Origin of the sequence: Selenomonas sp. FC4001, from assembly GCF_000701565.1 — a bacterium.
Classification (GTDB): Bacteria; Bacillota; Negativicutes; order Selenomonadales; family Selenomonadaceae; genus Selenomonas_A; species Selenomonas_A ruminantium_B.
This window is the reverse complement of the sequence record NZ_JNJF01000004.1, coordinates 27,507-46,119: the sequence shown is the minus strand read 5'-3', so window position 1 is coordinate 46,119 and position 18,613 is coordinate 27,507. Positions and strand designations below refer to the sequence as shown.

Genomic DNA, 18,613 nt, shown 5'->3' with positions numbered 1-18,613 from the left:
CCCCATTATTTATTGCGTTTCACCAGATAGGCTACCAGTTCCCGCAGGAAATCCGCTTCCCCGCCGAAAATCTTCAAGGCATCTATCGCCGTGTCCACAGCATCCTGCGCCAGCTTCTGCGCTTCTTCCAGAGAAGTCAGCGTCACATAGGTGGACTTATGGTTTTTCTCATCACTGCCTACCGGTTTGCCGATTACGGATTCATCCCCAATGACATCCAGAATATCATCGGTAATCTGGAAGGCCAGACCGAAGTTGTCGGCATAAACCGTCAGCGCCGCCAGTACTTCTTCGCTGGCGCCGCCCAAAATGGCGCCGCTGCGGATAGCTGCACGGAAGAGCGCCCCGGTCTTGCCCAGATGAATGTTCTTCATGGTTTCCATGGAAATCTGCTTGTCCTCAGATTCCATATCGAGAGCCTGACCGCCTACCATGCCGTCCGGACCGGCCGCCGTGCTGATTTCGCGTACCACCCGTACAAGGGTATCAGCGCTGACACCCTGCTGGCGCAGCATCACTTCAAAGGCCAGAGTCAGCAGTGCATCCCCGGCAAGTGTTGCCATGCCGGCACCATAGACCTTATGGTTGGTGAGCTTGCCGCGGCGGTAGTCATCATCATCCATGGCGGGCAAATCGTCGTGAATCAGGGAATAGGTATGAATCATCTCCATGGCGCAGCCTGTGGTGAGATAGTCCGTGCCCTTAGCTCCTACTGCATCAGCAGCAGCCATAACCAAAATGGGGCGCAGGCGCTTGCCGCCTGCCATGAGGCTGTACTTCATGGACTCGCAGAGCGTCTTATCCAAAGGATTTGCTTCATTCAGTTCTTTTACCAGCTGTGCTTCTACCAAGGCACTGCGTTCCTGCCAGATTTTCTTAAACTCCATTGTCATTCTCCCTCTATTGTAAGTTCGCGTTCTACGATTTTTCCGTTGTCTGTATTCACGACTACATCCATGGCAGCTTCGGCTTTGGCCAGTTCCTTGAGACAGGCTTCGCCCAGCTTCATGCCCTCGGTATAGTTATCCATTAAATCCTTGAGACTGCTGTCGCCGCTTTCCATCTCCTTGACGATGGCTTCAAGCTTCGTCAGCGATTCCTCAAAGGAAAGTTCTTTCTTGCGTGGCATTAACCTTCACCCTTCCCTGTCTTTGCCAAAACCCTTGCCTTGAGACTTCCGTCGGTAAGGCTTAGCTGTATTTCATCATCAATTTCCACGGCGTTTATACTGCTCACCAATTTGTCCTGCTTCGTCACAATGCCGTAACCACGGCCGAGAACCGCCGCCGGATTGATGGCCGCCAGACGGTTTAGGAGCAGTTTCAAGCCATGAGACTTATTTTGCAGTTCCTGCTTGGCCGTATTCTGCAGGCCCGCCAGTAAAAAGTCCAGCCGCTGCCGCCGTTCCGCCAGCATGCTTTGCGGCTGACGCATAACACGGCTCTGCAGCACATGGTCAAGGCGCTGGCGGCGCAGGTCGATTTCCCGCCGAATTTGACGGGTCAACTGACTTGTCAAATTCTCCACTTGACGCTTGACTTCTGCACGGTCCGGCACGGCAAGTTCTGCGGCCTGTGAGGGGGTTGCCGCCCGCACATCAGCGGCAAAATCCGCCAGCGTAAAGTCCGTCTCATGGCCCACCGCCGAAATCAGGGGCACCGGGCAGGTCGCAATCGCCCGCACCACAGGCTCCTCGTTAAAGGCCCAAAGGTCCTCCATCGAGCCGCCCCCGCGGCCGGCGATAATCACATCCACGGCATATTCTTCCGCGAAAAAGTCAATGCCGCGGGCAATCTGCTCAGCAGCACCTTCCCCCTGCACCTGTACGGGATAGAGCACGAGCTGTACCGAAGGCCAGCGCCGCTTGGATACCCGGTAGATATCCCGCAGCACTGCCCCAGCAGGACTCGTGACTACGCCGATTTTCTTCGGAAAGGCAGGCAACGGCTGCTTCCTTGACTGGTCAAAGAGGCCTTCTGCCGAAAGTTTTTTCTTGAGCTGCTCGAAGGCTAACGCCAAATCGCCTGTGCCCTCCGGCATCAGGCTGTCCACATAGAGCTGATAGACGCCGTCCCGCTCGTAGACGGAAATGGTGCCGCCTGCCACCACCTGCATGCCGTTCTGCGGCAGAAAGCGCAGGTATTGGGCCCGGCTCCGGAACATCACACATTTGAGCGCCGAATTTGCGTCCTTCAAGGTGAAGTAGCAATGACCGGAAGGATACTGTTTGAAATTGGAAATCTCCCCCCGCACAGAAAGGCCGCTTAAAAGCGGCTCCCGCGCCAGCAGGTCTTTTAGATAGCGATTGACATCGCTGACAGAATGAACTGCCATACCGTCCCCCATACACACGAAACTGCCAGCCCCTCTTTGGGTCTGGCAGTCATTGTCAATTACTGAGCTTTCATCATTGCGCCCAGAATGCCGTTGACATAACGGCTGGAATCATCCGTACCATACTTTTTCGCCAGTTCCACAGCTTCATTAATGGCAATATTGGGCGTGAGCTTTTCCTCGGAGAAACGAATCTCGAAGGCTGCCAGCCGCGTAATATTGCGGTCCACCGTTGCCATGCGCTCGATTTTCCAATCTTTGGAGCTGGCGGCAATCAGGCTGTCAATCTCTGCTAAATGCGCCCGGGTGCCGTGCACCAGTGTATTTACAAACTCCCGGTCATGGGCGCTCATCTTCTCTGCCTCACCCAGAACCGTGTCAATAGCGAGAGTCTCATACTGCTCCTGCTGGCCTTCCTCACCATGATTCAAATCTAACTGGAAAAGCGCCTGCAGGGCTGCTTCCCTTGCTTGTCTACGACTCATTACTTACCTTCCTTAAATCTTAATATATACCAATGCGCCATTCAGCGCTGAAAACGCTCCAAGAGACGCCATGCTCTTTCACGCATGTTCTCTACGGCATCCTCCCCATTGTCCAGCTGCAAGCCGATAAACAGGCCGATAAGGCCGCAGCAAATCACAAAGAAGGTCTGCCAAAAGCCAAAGCACAGCACCGCTGTGCCAAAGAGCAGGCCAACCAAAAGACCGCAGGTCTTGCCGCGGTGATTCTGCCATAGCTCGGTCAATATTTTTCCGCATTCTTCCTTCACTATGCCTTCACCGCCTTAAACCACACGATGCTTCTTTTCCGGCTCGGCATCGGAAACCTCCGACACCACCACATTCACCGGCATATCCTCCAGCGCCATGGTGCGGCGGAAATGTTCCTGCACCCGCTCCGTCAGCGTCTTGGCCACCACGGAAACATCAGCCTCCCGGCCCACGGACAAATCCACATCCAGAGACAGGCTGGCCGCTCCGTCCTTCGGATTTTTGGCCTTGATGCGCACCCTGGCGTCCCGCACGCCATGAACTTCACGGGCCATGCGGTCAGCTAAACTGCGCATGGCTTCCAAAGCCACCCGCACTTCACCCTTGGGGCCTGCATCAATCACATATTCACCCTTGCTGGTAGAAGGTTCGCCAGCCTTGCGGGAAAACACCGCCAGCAGGAGCTTAAGGCAAATCAGCAAAGCGACTGCACAGATGACCAGTGTTTCCTTCTGCACCAAAGCAAAGTGAATCTGTTTGAGCCAGATATTTTCCGGCAGGACCTGCAGGGCCGCCGCCAGAACAGCCCCTGAAAGGGCAAGCCCAGTCAGGGACAACAGCAATAACAAAAACCGATTGATTATACTCATAGACTACGCCTCTTTCCGCTCCTTCGCCTTAGCGGACGCGTACCTCTTCTTTGGTCTCTTCTTCGTCCGGGAAACCTACGCCCTGTACATGGATATTGACTTCCACCACGGAAAGGCCCGTCATATTCTCAATGGCCTGCTTGACGTTTTCCTGAGCAGCCAGAGCTACATCCGGAATGCGTACACCGTATTTTACGATAATATAGAGATCTACAGCAGCTTCTTTTTCGCCTACTTCGACCTTTACGCCCTTGGCGAAATTCTTGCGGCCCAGCATCTCAGCAATGCCGCCGGCGATACCGCCGCTCATGCCGGCAATGCCTTCTACTTCCGTAGCAGCCAGACCAGCGATAATGCTGACCACTTCATCGGCGATGCGGATTGAGCCCAGAGAATTGTCTTTCTTTACCATTTCATTTGCCTGATCCATTACAAATCCCTCCATACTATACGACTCACACAATCTATCACTATTATAACATACTTTCGCGAATAAATAGGCAAATTCCTGCAAATTTATGCAAGTTTATGCAGGTTAACGAGAAATTATTGGCAGGCAAAATACAAAGATAATAAAACTGCCGCACCATAAAATGATGCGGCAGTCACCGTACATCGGAAATTTAGCTTATGCGCGTTCGATGTAGTTGCCCGTACGGGTATCGATGCGCAGAACATCGCCTTCGTTGATGAAGAGCGGTACGCGAACTTCATAGCCCGTTTCGAGCTTAGCCATCTTGGTTGCGCCCGTTGCCGTGTTGCCCTTAACGCTGGGTTCGCATTCCGTAACGGTGAGGTTAACGGAGTTCGGCAGGCTGATGCCGATGATGCGGCCCTTGAAAGTCTGGAGGTTTACTTCCATGTTTTCTTTCAGGTAGTTCAGAGCATCGCCAAGCGTCTCGGTGTTGAGTTCGCTCTGTTCATAGGTTTCCGTATCCATGAACGTGTACATGCCATCAGCTTCATAGAGGTACTGCATGGTGCGGGTCTCAAGGTGAGCAGCCGGCATCTTTTCATTCGGGTTGAACGTACGTTCAACAACAGCACCAGTCTCTACGTTCTTGATTTTCGTGCGCACGAAAGCAGCGCCCTTACCCGGCTTTACATGCTGGAAATCCACAATCTGCCAAACGTTGCCATCGATTTCAATGGTCAAACCCGTGCGAAAATCAGTACTATTAATCATTAACTTACGCCCTCCAATAATGTTTGAATGCTTTTCTAAGCGGTTCAATTTCAAAATAACGTAACTAGTATAGCACAAGTGGGCGGCACTATTCAAGGATATTTTCACCACAACCGTGCCATAAAAGCCACTAAAGCGTAGCCGAACTCCTACTAGCCCTGCTGAACGTCAGCAATATTGCTGTGTGTCTTTACCCAATCCAGCAAATCATTGTATCCTATATCGCCAGAAGCAAGTGCAAGAATCTCATCAGACAGCTCTTTCTGCGTGTATTCCAACTCAATGCCGTTAATTGCCAGAAAGACCAACATCGCCATCGTTCCTATACGTTTGTTGCCGTCTATGAAAGCATGGTTCATCACCAAGCCATAGCAGAGCCTTGCCGCTTTCTGCTCAACAGTTGGATAGAGTTCTGAACCACTGAAACTTTGGTACGGTTGAGCTAAAGCTGAATCAAACATTCCTTCGTCCCTAAAGCCAAGGGACCCGCCTGTTTCTTCGATGCAACGCTGATGGATAGCCAGAATTTGTTCTTTGGTTAATATTTTCATTTAGCAAGCACCTTCAGGGCTTCCATATTCTTTTGCATCAAGCGCTCCGTTACAGCCATGACCTCTTCATCAGAGGCGACAGCTTCTTTTTCCACCTGCTTATATTCAATCAGAACATACTTTGGGGCGTTGTTTTTCATAATCACAACAGAGCCACTGGCATCGACCATGTGGGCAATCTTGGAGAAATTCTGATTGGCTTCGGTCATCGAGACCATGTTTGCAGTATTGACCATCATTGTCTTTCGCTCCCCTCTAAAGCTTCTACTAGGTATAATATATCCTATTTTTTCAAAAGATGCAAGCTGTTTGGATACCGTATAGTTCCGACTAGTCAAATTTGACTTGTCAACCATCCGCTAGGTATTTTCTCTTATGCAGTTTGCTTCTCAATAAATCATCAAATGAATCTGCGCGGCAAAATCAGCCAGTGTCAGACCAAAGACCTTGCTAAAGGCCTGCCTGCCGTCACCGGACTGACGAGTGGCCGTCTGCCAGGCGTAGAGACTTGCCCAGCCGTAGCGGTTAACGAGTTCTGCCGCAGCGTACTCGCAGAGGCGGCTGACCTGGTCATTGCCGTGCTGGTTCATGGCCGTCTGCAAGTCCTCAGGGGTCTGCAGTTTGTCCACAGCAGGCAGCGGCGCATTCTGCCGCAGTTCCTTGCGCCAAGCCTTTTGGTAGGCAGGCAAAGTGCCCTGCCCATCTTCCACGAGCCTGCCAACGCCGGCTACATAACTGCCTCCGCGCAAGAGCCAGGCCATACCGCTGCTGTCGTTGCCCAGCTGCTGCATCATAAAGAGGCGGCTCATCATGGTACCACTGACAAAAATAGCCTGTCGTTTGTCCTCGACCCGGGCCAGATTTACAAACACGGTGCTGTTGTTTTCCGCCCAGACGCTGCCATCTGCCGTCTTTTTGGCTTCTTCCCGGCTGACATGACAATATTCCTCCATGGCCGCAGCAAAATCCTCGGGGCTCGTTACCAGCACCAGCTGATAGTGGCCATGTAAATCCTGCCCCCAATTTCTCTTGAGCCACTGGCGCGAAAGATTGACCTGCTGCAGGAACTGGCGTGCAACTGCTTCATTTGCCCCCGAGCGGATAACCGTGTCCACCTCGGCCGGTGCCGTAAGCTCCTTCTGCCACCACTGGGAAAACTCCTGCAAAAATACAGGCAGTTCCACCCCAAAGGTCTGGGCAAAGACCTGCTCGGCCTCGCCCTTTTCCATGCCCTTATAATAGGCCACAATCTTTTGCTCCGGCTGGCTGCCGCCATACTGCTTCAGCAGATACATGGTCATGACATCCGCCAAGGTATAATGCTTGGCCTGGGTCGTCATCATGTCGAGCCGTTCCGCTTCCGTGGTGTGCTGCAGCTGGCCCACGCTGGCCACATTTCTGGCATTCTGCAGCGTGAAGCGGGCATCCCGGTACCACTTGTCCACCGAGCGTCCGCCCAGCTTTTCACAGAGAAGCGCACCGGCGTAATCGGCGGTGCCCTCCTCCAGCCAGAACAGGGAATTTTCATAGCCGCTGCGGCCGTCACTTAGCTCATACTGCAGCTGATGAAAAAGCTCATGGGCCGTAGTGCTGATGCACTCACTGCTGTCCCCAAGCTTTTTCCGAGTCCCGTCAATGGCCACCATGGCCTTGCGCCCCGAGGACTGACCATTGGTATATTGGGCCTTCTGGGGAGCATTTTTCTCCTCCATGCCGAGCCGTTTGGTTAAGAGTTCCTGATATTGGGCGGTATCAGCACCCACCCAGATTTGCGTAGGACGCTGCAACTTAACCTGAAACTTTTCCTCCATGAACTGGGGAAAAGCCTCTGCCGTCCGCTGTACATCCTCCAGGACCCGCCCATCCGTCCGGCCTAAGTTGTTCACCGTTACAACGGCCAGTCCGCCGTCGGTCTGGGCGAAAGTGTCGCGACAGAACTTTGCCCCATAAAGCAGGCCGAATACCGCGGCGCAAAGGACCAAAAATAATGCAAACTTTCTCATCATAACCTCATTTCATCTGCCAACGGCAAAGCCGCCCTTCCATGAGGTCGAGCAGGCCAAAGAGCAGCAGCCCGATAAGGCTCAGAATCACAATGCCCGTGTACATCTCCAGATAATTCACCCGCAGCCAGGCATCCATGATGAAATAGCCCATGCCATACTGGGTGCCAAAAGTCTCCGTGAAGAACAGCACCGACACCGCCGTAGCCATGGCCACCCGGATGGCGGTGATGAAATTGGGCAGGGTGGCAGGCACCAAAATATAACGGAATACCTGCCGAAATCTGGCGCCCAACGAATACAGCGGATAATAAGTCTCCGCCGGAATGGCGCGAATGCCATCCCGCAGAGCCACCACAATCTGAAACACCACGATGAGGAAAATCATGATGATTTTGGACATTTCCCCAATGCCGGCTAGAAGCATCAAAATCGGCAGCAGCGCAATCTTGGGCACGGGATAGGTCAGATAGACCAGTGGTGCCAGATAGCGGTCCACCTTGGCAAAATAGCCCATAAGAATCCCCAATGGATAGCCGATGGTCACCGCCAGCATGATGCCCGCCATGATGCGCCATAGGCTGTAGGCCGCATGAATGGCAATCTTATCGGCAAAGATTTCGCCGAGCCGCTCAAAGACCAGCCAAGGTTCGGGAATAATGGGCAGCTGTACCAAAGAGGCCGCCAGCTGCCATGCGAGCAGCAGGAATACCATGCCCAAAAGGTAGGCCCGCAATACGACTTTACTTTTTTTCATCATAGCGTCCGCGCCCCCATGGCCTTGATTTTTTCCTTCAGTTCCTGACTCTTGGCGAAAAATTCCGTGGTGGTCTTCCACTGGCGGCTGCCCTGCCAGCGGTTTTCCATGACTTCCGCCACAGTGCCGGGGCTGCCGGACATCAGCACAATCTGCTGGCCCAGATACAGGGCTTCTTCCACGTAATGGGTCACCAGCATTGTGGTAATGCCTGCTTCCTCCCACAAATCGCGGAACACATCCTGCATTTCCTCGCGGGTGATGGCATCCAGCGCCGAAAAGGGCTCGTCCATTAGCAAAATATCCGGCTCCAGCAAAAACACGCGAGCAAGACTCACACGCTGCTGCTGGCCGCCGCTGAGTTCCTGCGGATAACGGTTGAGTAAATCCGTTAGCCCCAATTTTTGGCACAGAGCTTCCATCTTAGCCGCCTTCTCCTCGCTCCAGCCATCCTTGATACGGCAGGCCAGACAGATGTTTTCCGCCACCGTCTGCCAGGGCAGCAGGCCGTAGTTCTGGGGCATAAAGCCAATGCGCAGCTTCTTGGGACTCACTTCCCCGCCGTTAATGCGCACCGTGCCAGTATAATCCTTGATAAGCCCCGCCACCACCTTCAAGAGCGTGGACTTGCCGCAGCCGGAAGGGCCTATAACGGCACAAACCGTTCCTTGCGGAACGGTAAGGCTGACATTTTGCAATGCGTTATGTTCTTGTTTCTGCCGCTGATAAGCAACAGCTAAATCTTCAATGGCAATCATATCACTTGTTCAAAACATCCACGACAAAATCGGCATAGGTATAATTCTTCTTGATGAGGCCCTTGCTCTTCAGCCACTTCACGCAGTCCACCACATCACTTTCCTTGGGCAGGGTTGCATGATGGTACTCAGGAAGCTTCAAAGCCTCCTTGGCCGTCGGCGGGAAACCGCCTTTTTCCACAATCAGGTCAATGTACTCATCCCGCGGCGTGTTGTTGAGATAATCCACAGCTTTGTTATAAGCCCGATACATGGCAGCCAGTTCTGCACGGCGGTCATTGGTGGTCTTGGCGGTGAACATGATGACGCCGGGATTGATGCCCAGTTCGTCAGAACCCGTTACAAAGGTGCAGCCATTGTGCACGGCAATGCTGGCCATCGGTTCGGGAAGTGTTGCCGCAGCCAATTTGCCATTCTGCAGCATTTCCAGACGGGTGGGAATCTGCGGGATAATCACCTTATTTATGCTGTCTTCCGGCAGATTTTCCTTGGCCAGAATCTGGTCGGTCACATACTCAATGATGGTGTTGCGGGAAACCGCTACGTCCTGACCCTTGAGGTCAGCTACGGATTTCGCCCCGGACTGCTTGCTTGCAATCAGCTTATAGCTGCCATCAGTGAAGGACGTTACCTTCACATTAAAGCCGCCGTCTTTGGCAAAAGCCACAGCCAACATATCGGAAATGGCACCGTCAAGGTTGCCGCTCTGCAGCGCCGAATCACGGTCCATAGCACTCTTGTACTGCTGGATGTTGACCTCCAGCCCCTCTTCCTTAAAGTAGCCTTTTTCCTGCGCGATGATAAACGGCAGGGAATCCGTATCCGGCATCAGGCCGATGGTCAAGGGCTGTAAGTCCTTCTTGGCCTCCTGCTGACCGCCGCAGCCTGCCAGCAATCCGACTAACAACATGGTCATAATCAGTAATGCGTATTTCTTCAACTTCTCCTGCTCCCTTTCATTCTGTTATTTTGTGAACCACTGGGACAGGAAATCTGCCCCGGTCTTGGCATAGTAAACAGCTTTATCAATAACATCCTTGTTTTCCGCATAGGCGCTTTCGGCCTTGGCCTTTATGCGGCTGGCCTCCTGCTGCATCTCCGACACGGTATCGAGCTTGGCATCCACATCATCGAGCATGCTCTGGGCTTCGGCAATGGACTGCTTGAGTTTGGCCACATCACTGTCCGCCTGCGCAGAAACCTTCTCGTTTTGCTGCAGCTGGTCCTGACGCTTGGCCTCCTTGCCCGTAACCTTGTCCACGAGCTTGCCCAGGGCCGAATCCGGCGCCTGGCTCGTTATGGCCTCATTGCGGCCCTTGGCGCGGCTGGATTTCTCCTCCAGTTCTCTTTCCCGGGCCTGCAGCTCCTGCTTCTGTCGTTCCAATTCCTGACGGCGGGCCTTTAAGTCCGCCTCCTGGTCAGCCAGCTTCTTCTCCTTAGCCTGCATCTGCTGACGCTCCATCTGCTGCTGGTTCTGTTTGGCTTCCGAATGGTCCTGGCTGTAACCGGCCAGCATAAAGCCGCCAAGCAGCGCCACTGCGAAGCAGGCAGTCAGCAGCAAGCCCTTCTTTTTCCCCGCCGTAAAAAAGCCCTTGTTCGCGGGCTTTTCCCTTTTCGGGGGAATATTCTCCGGCGGCAGTTCCCGCACACCGCGGAAGCTGTCGCTCTCCCCTGTATTCTGCTTCGGAAAAGCAGGCTGAATGCCGCCTGTTTCCTCATCATGAATCGCTGGCAAAGGCTGGGTATCAAATTTCCTAACCCTTGCCGCCCCCTGACTCTGGCCGTCCACGGGCCGCATCAGCTGGGTTTTATCCATATCTTCTGGTTTCATAAAGTCAAACCGTCTCTTTCTCCTGTTCAATCATAGCCCCGTGTTCCCGCTGCATGGTTTCACACAACCGTCTGAGGGTCCACAGGGTATTAAAGGGTGTCACCACCGCCTTGAAGCGGATATGGGGCACACCGGCTTCCTTCAGAGCCAGCAGTACCTCATCCAACCGCTTGTTGCGGATATTTTGCAACACCATAACCTCATGGGGGAAGACAAAATCATCCTCTTCCTTGACCTTGGCGGGCTGGAAGCCCTTGGCCCCCAACAGATAGCCCACCTTCTCGCGCCAGTTCTCCGGCTGCAGAATTTTGGTTGCGATGCCCATTTTATGGAGGGTTTTGCAGGCTAATGCCAGTTTTTCTTCGTCACGAAATTGATAGAATAATACCTGTTCCTGCCGTTTCATACCTCAGTCCTCCACCCAGCGGGCCATGCCCCGCATCAGCAAATAGGTCACCAGTTCGTCCATAGACACGCCCTCAGCTGTCTGCCGTTCCTGCAGGGACTGGCGCAGCGTGCGCGGCAGGTTCACTGTCAATGTGCCCTCGGGCAAGTTCACCACAGGGCTCTGTTTTTTCGCAGGTCTGGCGGCTTTAGCAGACTTGACAGGTTTTGCTGTCTTCTCTGCTTTTTCCACCTCGGCTGCCTTATCCGTCTTGGCAGCTTTGGCAGTTTTAGTGGTTTTCGCCGACTTTGCGGCCTTGCTTTCCTTCACGGCAGCTTTGACCGTTTTTTCCTGCTTGGCCTCGCTTTCCTTCGCCGCTGCGACCTTGGTCTTGCGGGCGGTCTTTTTCTCCTTTTCCTCCGGCGGATAGACAAAGAACTCATCATAGGCATTGCGCAGGGTTTCGCTGGCCTGCTTGGTGCCCACGCCGATGATATAGGAAGGCGTATCGGAGTTCAGATACTCGGCAATCCGCACGAAATCCGAATCCGTGGTGATGATGAAGAACCGCCGCACCCCCTCATCATAGAGGAGCTTGGCCGAATCGTAAATGGCCGAATCCAACGAGTTCTTACCCTGATAGGTACGGCTTATCTGCCGGAAGGTAAAGCCCGGCCGCCGCATGAGTTTTTCCCAGCGCTTCTGTTCCGGGCGGGCCTCCCAATCGGACACCACAATGGTGCGGCAGGGCTGGTACCGCCGCGCCTTTCCCAACGTATAATTTAACATTTCAAAGGGGGCATTCTCAATATCATAGAGAATGGCCACCACTTCATTACTGGAATCTAAGGTCATAAAATCCTTCCTTCAACTGATACTATACACAAGTTGTATAATTCGACCCGCGAAAGAAAAATCCTGCTTTTAATGTATCGCCTCTTCAATCATAGCGCCGCCCACCAGCACATCATCCTGATAGAACACCACGAACTGGCCGGGAGTTACCGCCCGCTGCGGCTCAGCAAATTCCACCCGGAGCAGACCATCTTCCTGCATGGAAAGTTTAGCCATTGCCTCACGCTTGCCGTAGCGAATCTTGGCACCAAACTCCATGCCGTCCTCGACGCCATCAATGGCAATCCAGTTGGCGTCACTTGCCAAAAGGCCCTTGGCAAAGACCGTCTGATTGCCGCCCACGACCACTTCATTGCGCTGCATATCGAGCTTGTGCACATAGAGCGGTTCCGGTGCTGCAATGCCCAGCCCCTTGCGCTGGCCGATGGTATAAAGGGGCACGCCGTTATGCCTGCCCAACACTTTTCCTTCATCATTGACAATATTGCCCTTGCGCAGGCACTTGGGCCGATGTTTTTTCAAGAACGCCTTGTAATCATCATGGGGGACAAAGCAAATTTCCTGACTCTCTGCTTTATGCGCCACCGGCAAATCCATCTTCTCCGCCAGTTCCCGCACATGCTCCTTGGTCATATCGCCCAAGGGCAGCAGGATATGCTGCAGCGATTCCTGCGGCAAACGGTGCAAGGCATAGGACTGGTCTTTATACTCGTCAAGGCCCTTCTTCACCACATAACGGCCGTTATCGAGCTGGCCAATGCGGGCGTAATGACCCGTTGCCAAAAAGTCGGCTCCGAGTTCCTGCGCCTTTTTGAGCAACAGGCCAAACTTCATGGACGGATTGCACATCACGCAGGGATTCGGCGTGCGCCCTTTGGCATATTCACTCAGGAAATAGTCAATGACATTTTCCTGAAACTCCTTACGAAAATCCACCGTATGATGTTCAATGCCCAAGGCAGCTGCCACCTTCTTGGCGTCCCGCACACTGTCCGGCTCCTCACCAGCCGCCACATTTACCGTCTCACTGCGGCCTTCCTCCGTCAGCAGCATGGTAATGCCCAGCACCTGATAGCCCTGCTCCAAAAGCAACGCCGCTGTCAGGGAGCTGTCCACGCCGCCGCTCATGGCCACGGCTACTGTCTTTTTATCCAAATATCATACACCTCTTAATGCCTATAACTACACTATGTTTATATTTATCTACCATAACATATTTACGGCTCCGGCTCAACACTTTTCTACCGGTGCAAACCATGTTAAACTAGAAATATAATACTACGGAGGCAGGCTTATGAAGGTTACAGGCATTATCGCGGAATACAATCCCTTTCACAACGGGCATCTTTACCAAATCAATAAAATAAAAGAGCAGGGCGATTCCCTGATTATCGCCGTCATAAGCGGCAGTTTTACCCAGCGCGGGGAAGCTGCAATCTTCGACAAATGGCAGCGGGCAAAGTGCGCCGTGGAAAGCGGCTGCGATATCGTACTCGAACTGCCCTTTGCCTTCGCCTGCCGCAGCGCTCAGGATTTTGCCCGCGGCGGCGTGGAACTTTTAAGCCGTTTGGGTATCGTCACGCAGCTGGCCTTCGGCGCAGAAACGGATGACCTGCCCCTGCTCACCAGACTCGCCGCGCAGCTTGACAGTCCAGACTTTCAAAGCCAGCTCCACGAAAACATCGCCAGTGGCCTTTCCTATGCCCAGGCGCTTACAAAAGTTTTAGCCACGGATGACGATACGCATGAACTTCTGCACCAGCCCAACAATATCTTAGCCATTGAATACCTGCGCAGCCTGCAAAAACTAAACGCTCCCATAAAGCCTCTGCTGATTCCCCGCCAGGGAGCAGGCTACCACGATAAAAAACTGCAGGGACATTTTGCCAGTGCCACCGCCATCCGTCAGGTGTTGTATTCAGGCGATAATAGTGCTGATTTAGCCGCCGTATTGCCTCCGGCCACCTATGAATTGACAAGTCATTTTTTGACATGTCAGAATTTGACTTGGCAACTCCCCAATATGAACCGGCTTTACCTCCCCCTGCAGGCCAAACTTTTGACCAGTCAAATCGCGGATTTACAGAAAATCCACGGCATCAATGAGGGACTGGAAAACCGCATATTTGACCTGTCAAAAACCGCCGAAAACTGGCAGGAACTCATTCGGGCCGTCACCACCAAGCGCTATCCCGCCAGCCGCATTGCCCGCACCCTGCTCTACCTCCTGCTCGGCATCGACAAAGAAGCCATCGCCCAATTTGACAAGTCAGGCCCCCTCTACGCCCGCCTGCTGGCCGCGAGCTCCGCGGGGAAAAGGTGCTTAAAGGACATCAAAACCCATAGCACCATCCCGCTGATTACCAAAACCAGTCAATACCTGACCACCAATAAAAGGCGCGAAGCTCTTAAAAGCCTCACGCCCTTGGAACAAATGCTGCGGCTGGACACCATTGCCACAGAACTGCGCAGCCTGACCTGCGAAATTCCTGCGCCGCGCAATGACTTCCAGCAGTCGCCTGTCTTCAGCAAAACTTAACTGCGCGGCATGGAAAGCTTTAGGGCATCACCTATGGTCTCAGCGCCATAGAGCTTGATGCCCTTTATTTCTTTGGCCAGCTGACGGTAATTCTTCATTGGCAGGACAACATGCTCAAAGCCTAAGCGCTTAGCTTCGTTGATGCGCACATCGGCCTGGCCTACAGCCCGCACTTCACCAGACAGCCCCACTTCACCAAACACAATCGTCTTGGAACGAATCTGCCGGTTGGCAAAACTCGACGCCATAGCCACGCAAATCCCCAAGTCCGCGGCAGGTTCATCAATCTTGATGCCCCCCGCTACCTTTACATACACATCACAGGCGCCCACCTGCAGATGGACACGCTTTTCAAGTACCGCGAGCAGCAGCTGAATCCGCTTGATATCCACGGAATCGGCCGTGCGGCGCGGCGGCACATAGGGAGTCGGCGCAACTAATGCCTGCAATTCCACGAGCAATGGCCTTGTGCCTTCCACGGTGGGGATAATCACCGTACCGCTGTCCCCTTCCCTATCCGACAGGAAAAGTTTGGACGCATCCGGCACATCCACAAGACCGACATCGCGCATTTCAAACAGCCCCAATTCATTGGTACTGCCGAAACGGTTCTTGACCGCCCGCAGTACACGGTACTCGGCATTGCGCTCACCTTCAAAGTAGAGCACGGTATCCACGATATGTTCCAGCACCCGCGGGCCCGCCAGATTGCCTTCCTTCGTCACATGGCCGATGACAAAGGCGGCAATGCCCTTGCTCTTGGCAATGCGCAAGATATCCACGGCACATTCCCGCACCTGTGACACACTGCCCGGCGCACTCTGTACCTCAGGCTTGAAAACGGTCTGAATGGAGTCAATAACTAGAAGCTCCGGCTTGGTATTTTCAATATGCGCTTCAATCGTCTCCATATTGGTCTCGCTGACCACATAGAGTTTATCAGCAATGGCATTTAACCTGTCGCCGCGCATACGCACCTGCCGCGTGCTCTCCTCGCCCGTAACATAGAGGACACTGCGGCCAGCCCGCGCCACATCAGCGCAGACGCGCAGGGTCAGGCTCGACTTGCCCACGCCGGGGTCACCGACAATCAGCACCATCGAGCCAGGGATAACGCCGCCGCCCAAGACTCTATCGAGTTCCTCCGAGCCTGTAGCAAAGCGGGGCAAGTCCTCAATGGCCACCTCGCCAATGGGCTGTGGCTTTTGCGCATCCGAAAGGCCCAGCCGCAGGCCGCCGCTTCCCGAGCTGCCGCCTGTTTCCGGAGCTACGACTTCTTCCACCATCGTATTCCAAGCCCCACAGCCGGGACATTTTCCCAGCCATTTAGGGGTCTCATAGCCGCAATCCTGACAGACGAAAACTGTCTTTTTCTTTTTGGCCACTAATCATCCATCCTTCACTAAGAAGAGCAGGTCATTGCCTGCTCTTGCTTTTACAATTTCTTTTTGACGATTTTAATGATACTGCGCCCCAGCCAGACTATGGACCAGAAGAAATTGGCCACGAAGTTCAGCAGCCAGCCTCCGCGTCCCTGGGGGGTGAGCTTATTGCGGGACATTGGCTGTCACCTTGCGCCGTCTCGTTACGCGCCTATCCTTTTTGCTAAACTCAAGCTCCTTGCCGCTCTTGCGGACGGCAATGGTATCACCTGCCTTGAATTTACCCTGCAGCAGCATTTCGGCGATTTCGTCCTCGACCAGCTTCTGAATGGCACGCTTCAGCGGGCGGGCACCAAATTTGAAATCCGTGCCCTCGTCCACTAATTTATTCCGGGCCGAAGCACTGACTTCGAGCTTAATATCCTTTTCGAGCAGACGGTTCTTCACATCCTGCAGCAGGATGTCCACAATCTTAGCCAATTCCGGACGGGCCAGCGGATGGAACACCAGCTGTTCATCCACACGGTTCAAAAATTCCGGTTTGAATACATGCTTCACCGCATCCAGCACCCGCTTCTCAGCCGCTTTTTCCTCAGCCTCGCACTCATCCTTCACATTAACCGCAAAGCCCATAGAGGTCTTGGCCTTCTTCAGCAGATTGGAACCGGCATTGGAGGTCATGATAATCACACTGTTGCGGAAATCCACCGTGCGGCCCTGCCCATCGGTAAGACGGCCGTCATCGAGTACCTGCAGCAGGATGTTGAACACATCCGGATGGGCCTTTTCGATTTCATCGAGCAGGATGATGGAATAAGGCTTGCGGCGCACTGCATCGGTGAGCTGGCCACCTTCCTGATAGCCCACATATCCCGGAGGCGCGCCGACCATGCGAGAAACCGTATGCTTTTCCATATACTCGCTCATATCGAAGCGGATGATGGCTTCCTCCGAACCAAAGAGCGCTGCCGCTAGCGTCCGCGCAAGTTCCGTCTTGCCTACGCCAGTCGGCCCTAAGAACAGGAAGGAACCTATCGGACGTTTGGGGTCCTTTAAGCCCGAGCGAGCCCGGCGGATGGCCTTGGCCACGGCTTTGACCGCTTCGCTCTGGCCGATAACCCGCGCGCCTAATATCTTTTCGAGTTTCAACAGCTTGGCCGATTCCGATGCGGCAAGCTGACTCACGGGAATTCCCGTCCACTGGGCAGTTACAGAGGCAATATCCTCGGCCGTCACCGTAATATGGTTCTTGCCCTTTTTCTCCCAAACTTGCTGTTTATCAGCCAGTTCGTCCTTTAACTGCAGATATTTATCCCGCAATTTGGCCGCCCGCTCATATTCCTGGGCGGTAATGGCCGCTTCTTTTTCAATCAAGGTCTGATTCAACTGTTCACGCAATGTCTGAATGGTTTCCGTAGGCGCAACCTGCCCCATGCGTACCTTGGAGGCCGCTTCATCCATCAAATCGATGGCTTTATCCGGCAGGAAGCGGTCGGTGATATAACGATGCGACAGATGCACCGCCGCCTTCACTGCTTCATCCTCAATGGTCGCCCGATGGAATTCCTCATATTTGCCGCGCAGGCCAAAGAGAATCTTTTCCGCCTCCTCTTCCGTGGGTTCCTCCACCATAATCGGCTGGAACCTGCGGGAAAGAGCCGCATCCTTTTCCAGATACTTCTTGTATTCATCCAAAGTGGTCGCGCCAATAACCTGAATCTCACCACGGGACAGGGCAGGTTTCAGGATATTTGCGGCATCTAAGGAACCTTCTCCGGCCCCAGCCCCCACCAAAGTGTGCATCTCATCAATAAACAGAATGATATTGCCCACACGCTGGATTTCCTCGATTACGCCTTTGAGGCGTTCCTCGAACTCGCCACGGTACTTGGCTCCGGCCACCAACGAAGTGATGGACAGGGAAAACACCTGCTTCTCCTGCAGCATATAGGGGACCGTGCCCTCCACAATACGCTGGGCCAGACCTTCGGCAATGGCGGTTTTGCCCACCCCGGGCTCACCTAAGAGCACGGGATTATTTTTCGTGCGGCGGGAAAGAATCTGAATCACCCGCTGAATTTCCGTTTCCCGGCCGATTACCGGGTCCATCTGGGCATCCTTGGCCATCTTATTGAGGTCACGGCCGTATTTTTTCAGCAGGGGCATGCCGTCCCGCGAATGACGGCCCCGCTTGGCTTCATGGGGACATTCCTCCCCGTCAGGCTGCTGGGCGTCAATGCGGTCCATGATTTCATCCTGCAAATCATCCGGGTTCACGCCCATCAGCTCCAACACTTCCACTGCTGCCCCTTCTGTTTCTTCGAGCAGGCTCAAGAGAATATGCTCCGTGCCGATATAGCTGTGCCCCAGACTCTGGGCTTCCTCAAAAGCCCCTTCCATAACCCGCTTGGCTCTAGGGGTATAGTAAGGATTATCCGAAGGATACTCCGCTTCCTGGGAAGCAATGCGTTTAATCTGCGCCGCGGCCTTTTCAAAGCTCATGCCTAGAGCCCCCATGGCCTTGGCAGCCAGGCCTTCGCGCTCGTGCAGCAGGCCCAGCAATATATGTTCCGTGCCAATGTAATCCTGCGCCAAATCGCGTGCCGCGTATTGGGCAAACTCAATGGCTTTGATGGCCCGGTTGGTAAAGTGATTGCGATAGTCCATAG

General features: G+C 53.7%; 22 protein-coding genes. 1 reads left to right on the top strand and 21 read right to left on the bottom strand.

Annotation, left to right across the window (positions count from 1 at the left end):
* Window positions 1-5: 5 nt before the first annotated feature.
* From T320_RS00225 to mnmA, 18 genes are all read right to left on the bottom strand, one after another.
* A complete protein-coding gene (locus tag T320_RS00225) occupies window positions 6-893 on the bottom strand; it encodes a polyprenyl synthetase family protein (protein ID WP_037351828.1) in 888 nt (295 codons plus the stop codon).
* Entirely contained in the window at window positions 890-1,129 is a 240-nt protein-coding gene (gene xseB, locus T320_RS00220; protein ID WP_026760871.1) for an exodeoxyribonuclease VII small subunit, read from the bottom strand. The genes T320_RS00225 and xseB overlap by 4 nt, the downstream gene beginning before the upstream one ends.
* Window positions 1,129-2,334: an exodeoxyribonuclease VII large subunit gene (gene xseA, locus T320_RS00215; RefSeq protein WP_037352408.1), complete on the bottom strand. Its 1,206-nt coding sequence runs from the start codon at window positions 2,332-2,334 to the stop codon at window positions 1,129-1,131. Before xseA ends, xseB begins: the two co-directional genes overlap by 1 nt.
* Window positions 2,335-2,393: 59 nt before the next feature.
* Window positions 2,394-2,819 carry a transcription antitermination factor NusB gene (gene nusB / locus T320_RS00210; protein WP_026760873.1) on the bottom strand — a complete coding sequence of 142 codons (426 nt, stop codon included), beginning with the start codon at window positions 2,817-2,819 and terminating at the stop codon, window positions 2,394-2,396.
* A gap of 41 nt (window positions 2,820-2,860) precedes the next feature.
* A complete protein-coding gene (locus T320_RS00205) occupies window positions 2,861-3,082 on the bottom strand; it encodes a DUF2273 domain-containing protein (protein WP_231465806.1) in 222 nt (73 codons plus the stop codon).
* Window positions 3,083-3,121: 39 nt separating this feature from the next.
* Window positions 3,122-3,697, bottom strand: coding sequence for an alkaline shock response membrane anchor protein AmaP (gene amaP / locus T320_RS00200; protein ID WP_037351826.1), 576 nt, complete (start codon window positions 3,695-3,697; stop codon window positions 3,122-3,124).
* Window positions 3,698-3,725: 28 nt separating this feature from the next.
* Window positions 3,726-4,127 carry an Asp23/Gls24 family envelope stress response protein gene (locus tag T320_RS00195; RefSeq protein WP_026760876.1) on the bottom strand — a complete coding sequence of 134 codons (402 nt, stop codon included), beginning with the start codon at window positions 4,125-4,127 and terminating at the stop codon, window positions 3,726-3,728.
* Window positions 4,128-4,325: 198 nt separating this feature from the next.
* Complete coding sequence (gene efp, locus T320_RS00190; RefSeq protein WP_026760877.1) at window positions 4,326-4,883, bottom strand: elongation factor P; 558 nt, start codon at window positions 4,881-4,883, stop codon at window positions 4,326-4,328.
* A 152-nt stretch (window positions 4,884-5,035) separates the two neighbouring features.
* Window positions 5,036-5,434 carry a type II toxin-antitoxin system death-on-curing family toxin gene (locus T320_RS00185; protein WP_037351822.1) on the bottom strand — a complete coding sequence of 133 codons (399 nt, stop codon included), beginning with the start codon at window positions 5,432-5,434 and terminating at the stop codon, window positions 5,036-5,038.
* Window positions 5,431-5,673 (bottom strand): type II toxin-antitoxin system Phd/YefM family antitoxin, encoded by a 243-nt coding sequence (locus tag T320_RS00180; protein WP_037351819.1) that lies wholly within the window; start codon window positions 5,671-5,673, stop codon window positions 5,431-5,433. Before T320_RS00180 ends, T320_RS00185 begins: the two co-directional genes overlap by 4 nt.
* A gap of 150 nt (window positions 5,674-5,823) precedes the next feature.
* Complete coding sequence (locus tag T320_RS00175; protein WP_156032672.1) at window positions 5,824-7,440, bottom strand: hypothetical protein; 1,617 nt, start codon at window positions 7,438-7,440, stop codon at window positions 5,824-5,826.
* A gap of 4 nt (window positions 7,441-7,444) precedes the next feature.
* Window positions 7,445-8,194: an ABC transporter permease gene (locus tag T320_RS00170; RefSeq protein WP_369793423.1), complete on the bottom strand. Its 750-nt coding sequence runs from the start codon at window positions 8,192-8,194 to the stop codon at window positions 7,445-7,447.
* The gene (locus T320_RS00165) at window positions 8,194-8,952 is read right to left on the bottom strand and encodes an ABC transporter ATP-binding protein (protein ID WP_037351815.1); all 759 of its coding nucleotides are present in this window, start codon (window positions 8,950-8,952) and stop codon (window positions 8,194-8,196) included. Before T320_RS00165 ends, T320_RS00170 begins: the two co-directional genes overlap by 1 nt.
* 1 nt (window position 8,953) lies before the next feature.
* Complete coding sequence (locus T320_RS00160) at window positions 8,954-9,868, bottom strand: ABC transporter substrate-binding protein (RefSeq protein ID WP_037352405.1); 915 nt, start codon at window positions 9,866-9,868, stop codon at window positions 8,954-8,956.
* Window positions 9,869-9,916: 48 nt separating this feature from the next.
* Entirely contained in the window at window positions 9,917-10,783 is an 867-nt protein-coding gene (locus tag T320_RS00155; RefSeq protein ID WP_037351812.1) for a hypothetical protein, read from the bottom strand.
* Between the two features lie 4 nt (window positions 10,784-10,787).
* Window positions 10,788-11,189: a DUF3783 domain-containing protein gene (locus tag T320_RS00150; RefSeq protein ID WP_026760883.1), complete on the bottom strand. Its 402-nt coding sequence runs from the start codon at window positions 11,187-11,189 to the stop codon at window positions 10,788-10,790.
* Window positions 11,190-11,192: 3 nt separating this feature from the next.
* Complete coding sequence (locus T320_RS00145) at window positions 11,193-12,023, bottom strand: NYN domain-containing protein (RefSeq protein WP_037351810.1); 831 nt, start codon at window positions 12,021-12,023, stop codon at window positions 11,193-11,195.
* 69 nt (window positions 12,024-12,092) lie between these two features.
* Window positions 12,093-13,178 carry a tRNA 2-thiouridine(34) synthase MnmA gene (gene mnmA / locus T320_RS00140; RefSeq protein WP_026760885.1) on the bottom strand — a complete coding sequence of 362 codons (1,086 nt, stop codon included), beginning with the start codon at window positions 13,176-13,178 and terminating at the stop codon, window positions 12,093-12,095.
* Window positions 13,179-13,317: 139 nt separating this feature from the next.
* Here mnmA and T320_RS00135 point away from each other — a divergent pair, with 139 nt between their 5' ends.
* A complete protein-coding gene (locus T320_RS00135) occupies window positions 13,318-14,562 on the top strand; it encodes a nucleotidyltransferase (protein WP_037351808.1) in 1,245 nt (414 codons plus the stop codon).
* Here T320_RS00135 and radA read toward each other — a convergent pair.
* From radA to T320_RS00125, 3 genes are read right to left on the bottom strand one after another with little or no spacing between them, the layout of a single operon-like run.
* Window positions 14,559-15,947: a DNA repair protein RadA gene (gene radA, locus T320_RS00130; RefSeq protein WP_037351807.1), complete on the bottom strand. Its 1,389-nt coding sequence runs from the start codon at window positions 15,945-15,947 to the stop codon at window positions 14,559-14,561. The genes T320_RS00135 and radA overlap by 4 nt on opposite strands.
* 50 nt (window positions 15,948-15,997) lie before the next feature.
* The gene (locus tag T320_RS15025) at window positions 15,998-16,123 is read right to left on the bottom strand and encodes a hypothetical protein (protein ID WP_255327075.1); all 126 of its coding nucleotides are present in this window, start codon (window positions 16,121-16,123) and stop codon (window positions 15,998-16,000) included.
* The gene (locus T320_RS00125; protein ID WP_037351805.1) at window positions 16,110-18,611 is read right to left on the bottom strand and encodes an ATP-dependent Clp protease ATP-binding subunit; all 2,502 of its coding nucleotides are present in this window, start codon (window positions 18,609-18,611) and stop codon (window positions 16,110-16,112) included. Before T320_RS00125 ends, T320_RS15025 begins: the two co-directional genes overlap by 14 nt.
* Window positions 18,612-18,613 lie beyond the last annotated feature (2 nt).

Coding starts and splice junctions, on each gene's coding strand:
- T320_RS00135 (WP_037351808.1), top strand. CDS start 13,318: ATGAAGGTTACAGGCATTATCGCGGAATACAATCCCTTTCACAACGGG.
- xseA (WP_037352408.1), bottom strand. CDS start 2,334: ATGGCAGTTCATTCTGTCAGCGATGTCAATCGCTATCTAAAAGACCTG.
- amaP (WP_037351826.1), bottom strand. CDS start 3,697: ATGAGTATAATCAATCGGTTTTTGTTATTGCTGTTGTCCCTGACTGGG.
- T320_RS00125 (WP_037351805.1), bottom strand. CDS start 18,611: ATGGACTATCGCAATCACTTTACCAACCGGGCCATCAAAGCCATTGAG.
- T320_RS00185 (WP_037351822.1), bottom strand. CDS start 5,434: ATGAAAATATTAACCAAAGAACAAATTCTGGCTATCCATCAGCGTTGC.
- T320_RS00170 (WP_369793423.1), bottom strand. CDS start 8,194: ATGAAAAAAAGTAAAGTCGTATTGCGGGCCTACCTTTTGGGCATGGTA.
- T320_RS00160 (WP_037352405.1), bottom strand. CDS start 9,868: ATGACCATGTTGTTAGTCGGATTGCTGGCAGGCTGCGGCGGTCAGCAG.
- T320_RS00145 (WP_037351810.1), bottom strand. CDS start 12,023: ATGACCTTAGATTCCAGTAATGAAGTGGTGGCCATTCTCTATGATATT.
- T320_RS15025 (WP_255327075.1), bottom strand. CDS start 16,123: ATGTCCCGCAATAAGCTCACCCCCCAGGGACGCGGAGGCTGGCTGCTG.
- T320_RS00165 (WP_037351815.1), bottom strand. CDS start 8,952: ATGATTGCCATTGAAGATTTAGCTGTTGCTTATCAGCGGCAGAAACAA.
- T320_RS00180 (WP_037351819.1), bottom strand. CDS start 5,673: ATGATGGTCAATACTGCAAACATGGTCTCGATGACCGAAGCCAATCAG.
- nusB (WP_026760873.1), bottom strand. CDS start 2,819: ATGAGTCGTAGACAAGCAAGGGAAGCAGCCCTGCAGGCGCTTTTCCAG.
- T320_RS00225 (WP_037351828.1), bottom strand. CDS start 893: ATGACAATGGAGTTTAAGAAAATCTGGCAGGAACGCAGTGCCTTGGTA.
- xseB (WP_026760871.1), bottom strand. CDS start 1,129: ATGCCACGCAAGAAAGAACTTTCCTTTGAGGAATCGCTGACGAAGCTT.
- T320_RS00175 (WP_156032672.1), bottom strand. CDS start 7,440: ATGATGAGAAAGTTTGCATTATTTTTGGTCCTTTGCGCCGCGGTATTC.
- T320_RS00150 (WP_026760883.1), bottom strand. CDS start 11,189: ATGAAACGGCAGGAACAGGTATTATTCTATCAATTTCGTGACGAAGAA.
- T320_RS00155 (WP_037351812.1), bottom strand. CDS start 10,783: ATGAAACCAGAAGATATGGATAAAACCCAGCTGATGCGGCCCGTGGAC.
- efp (WP_026760877.1), bottom strand. CDS start 4,883: ATGATTAATAGTACTGATTTTCGCACGGGTTTGACCATTGAAATCGAT.
- T320_RS00195 (WP_026760876.1), bottom strand. CDS start 4,127: ATGGATCAGGCAAATGAAATGGTAAAGAAAGACAATTCTCTGGGCTCA.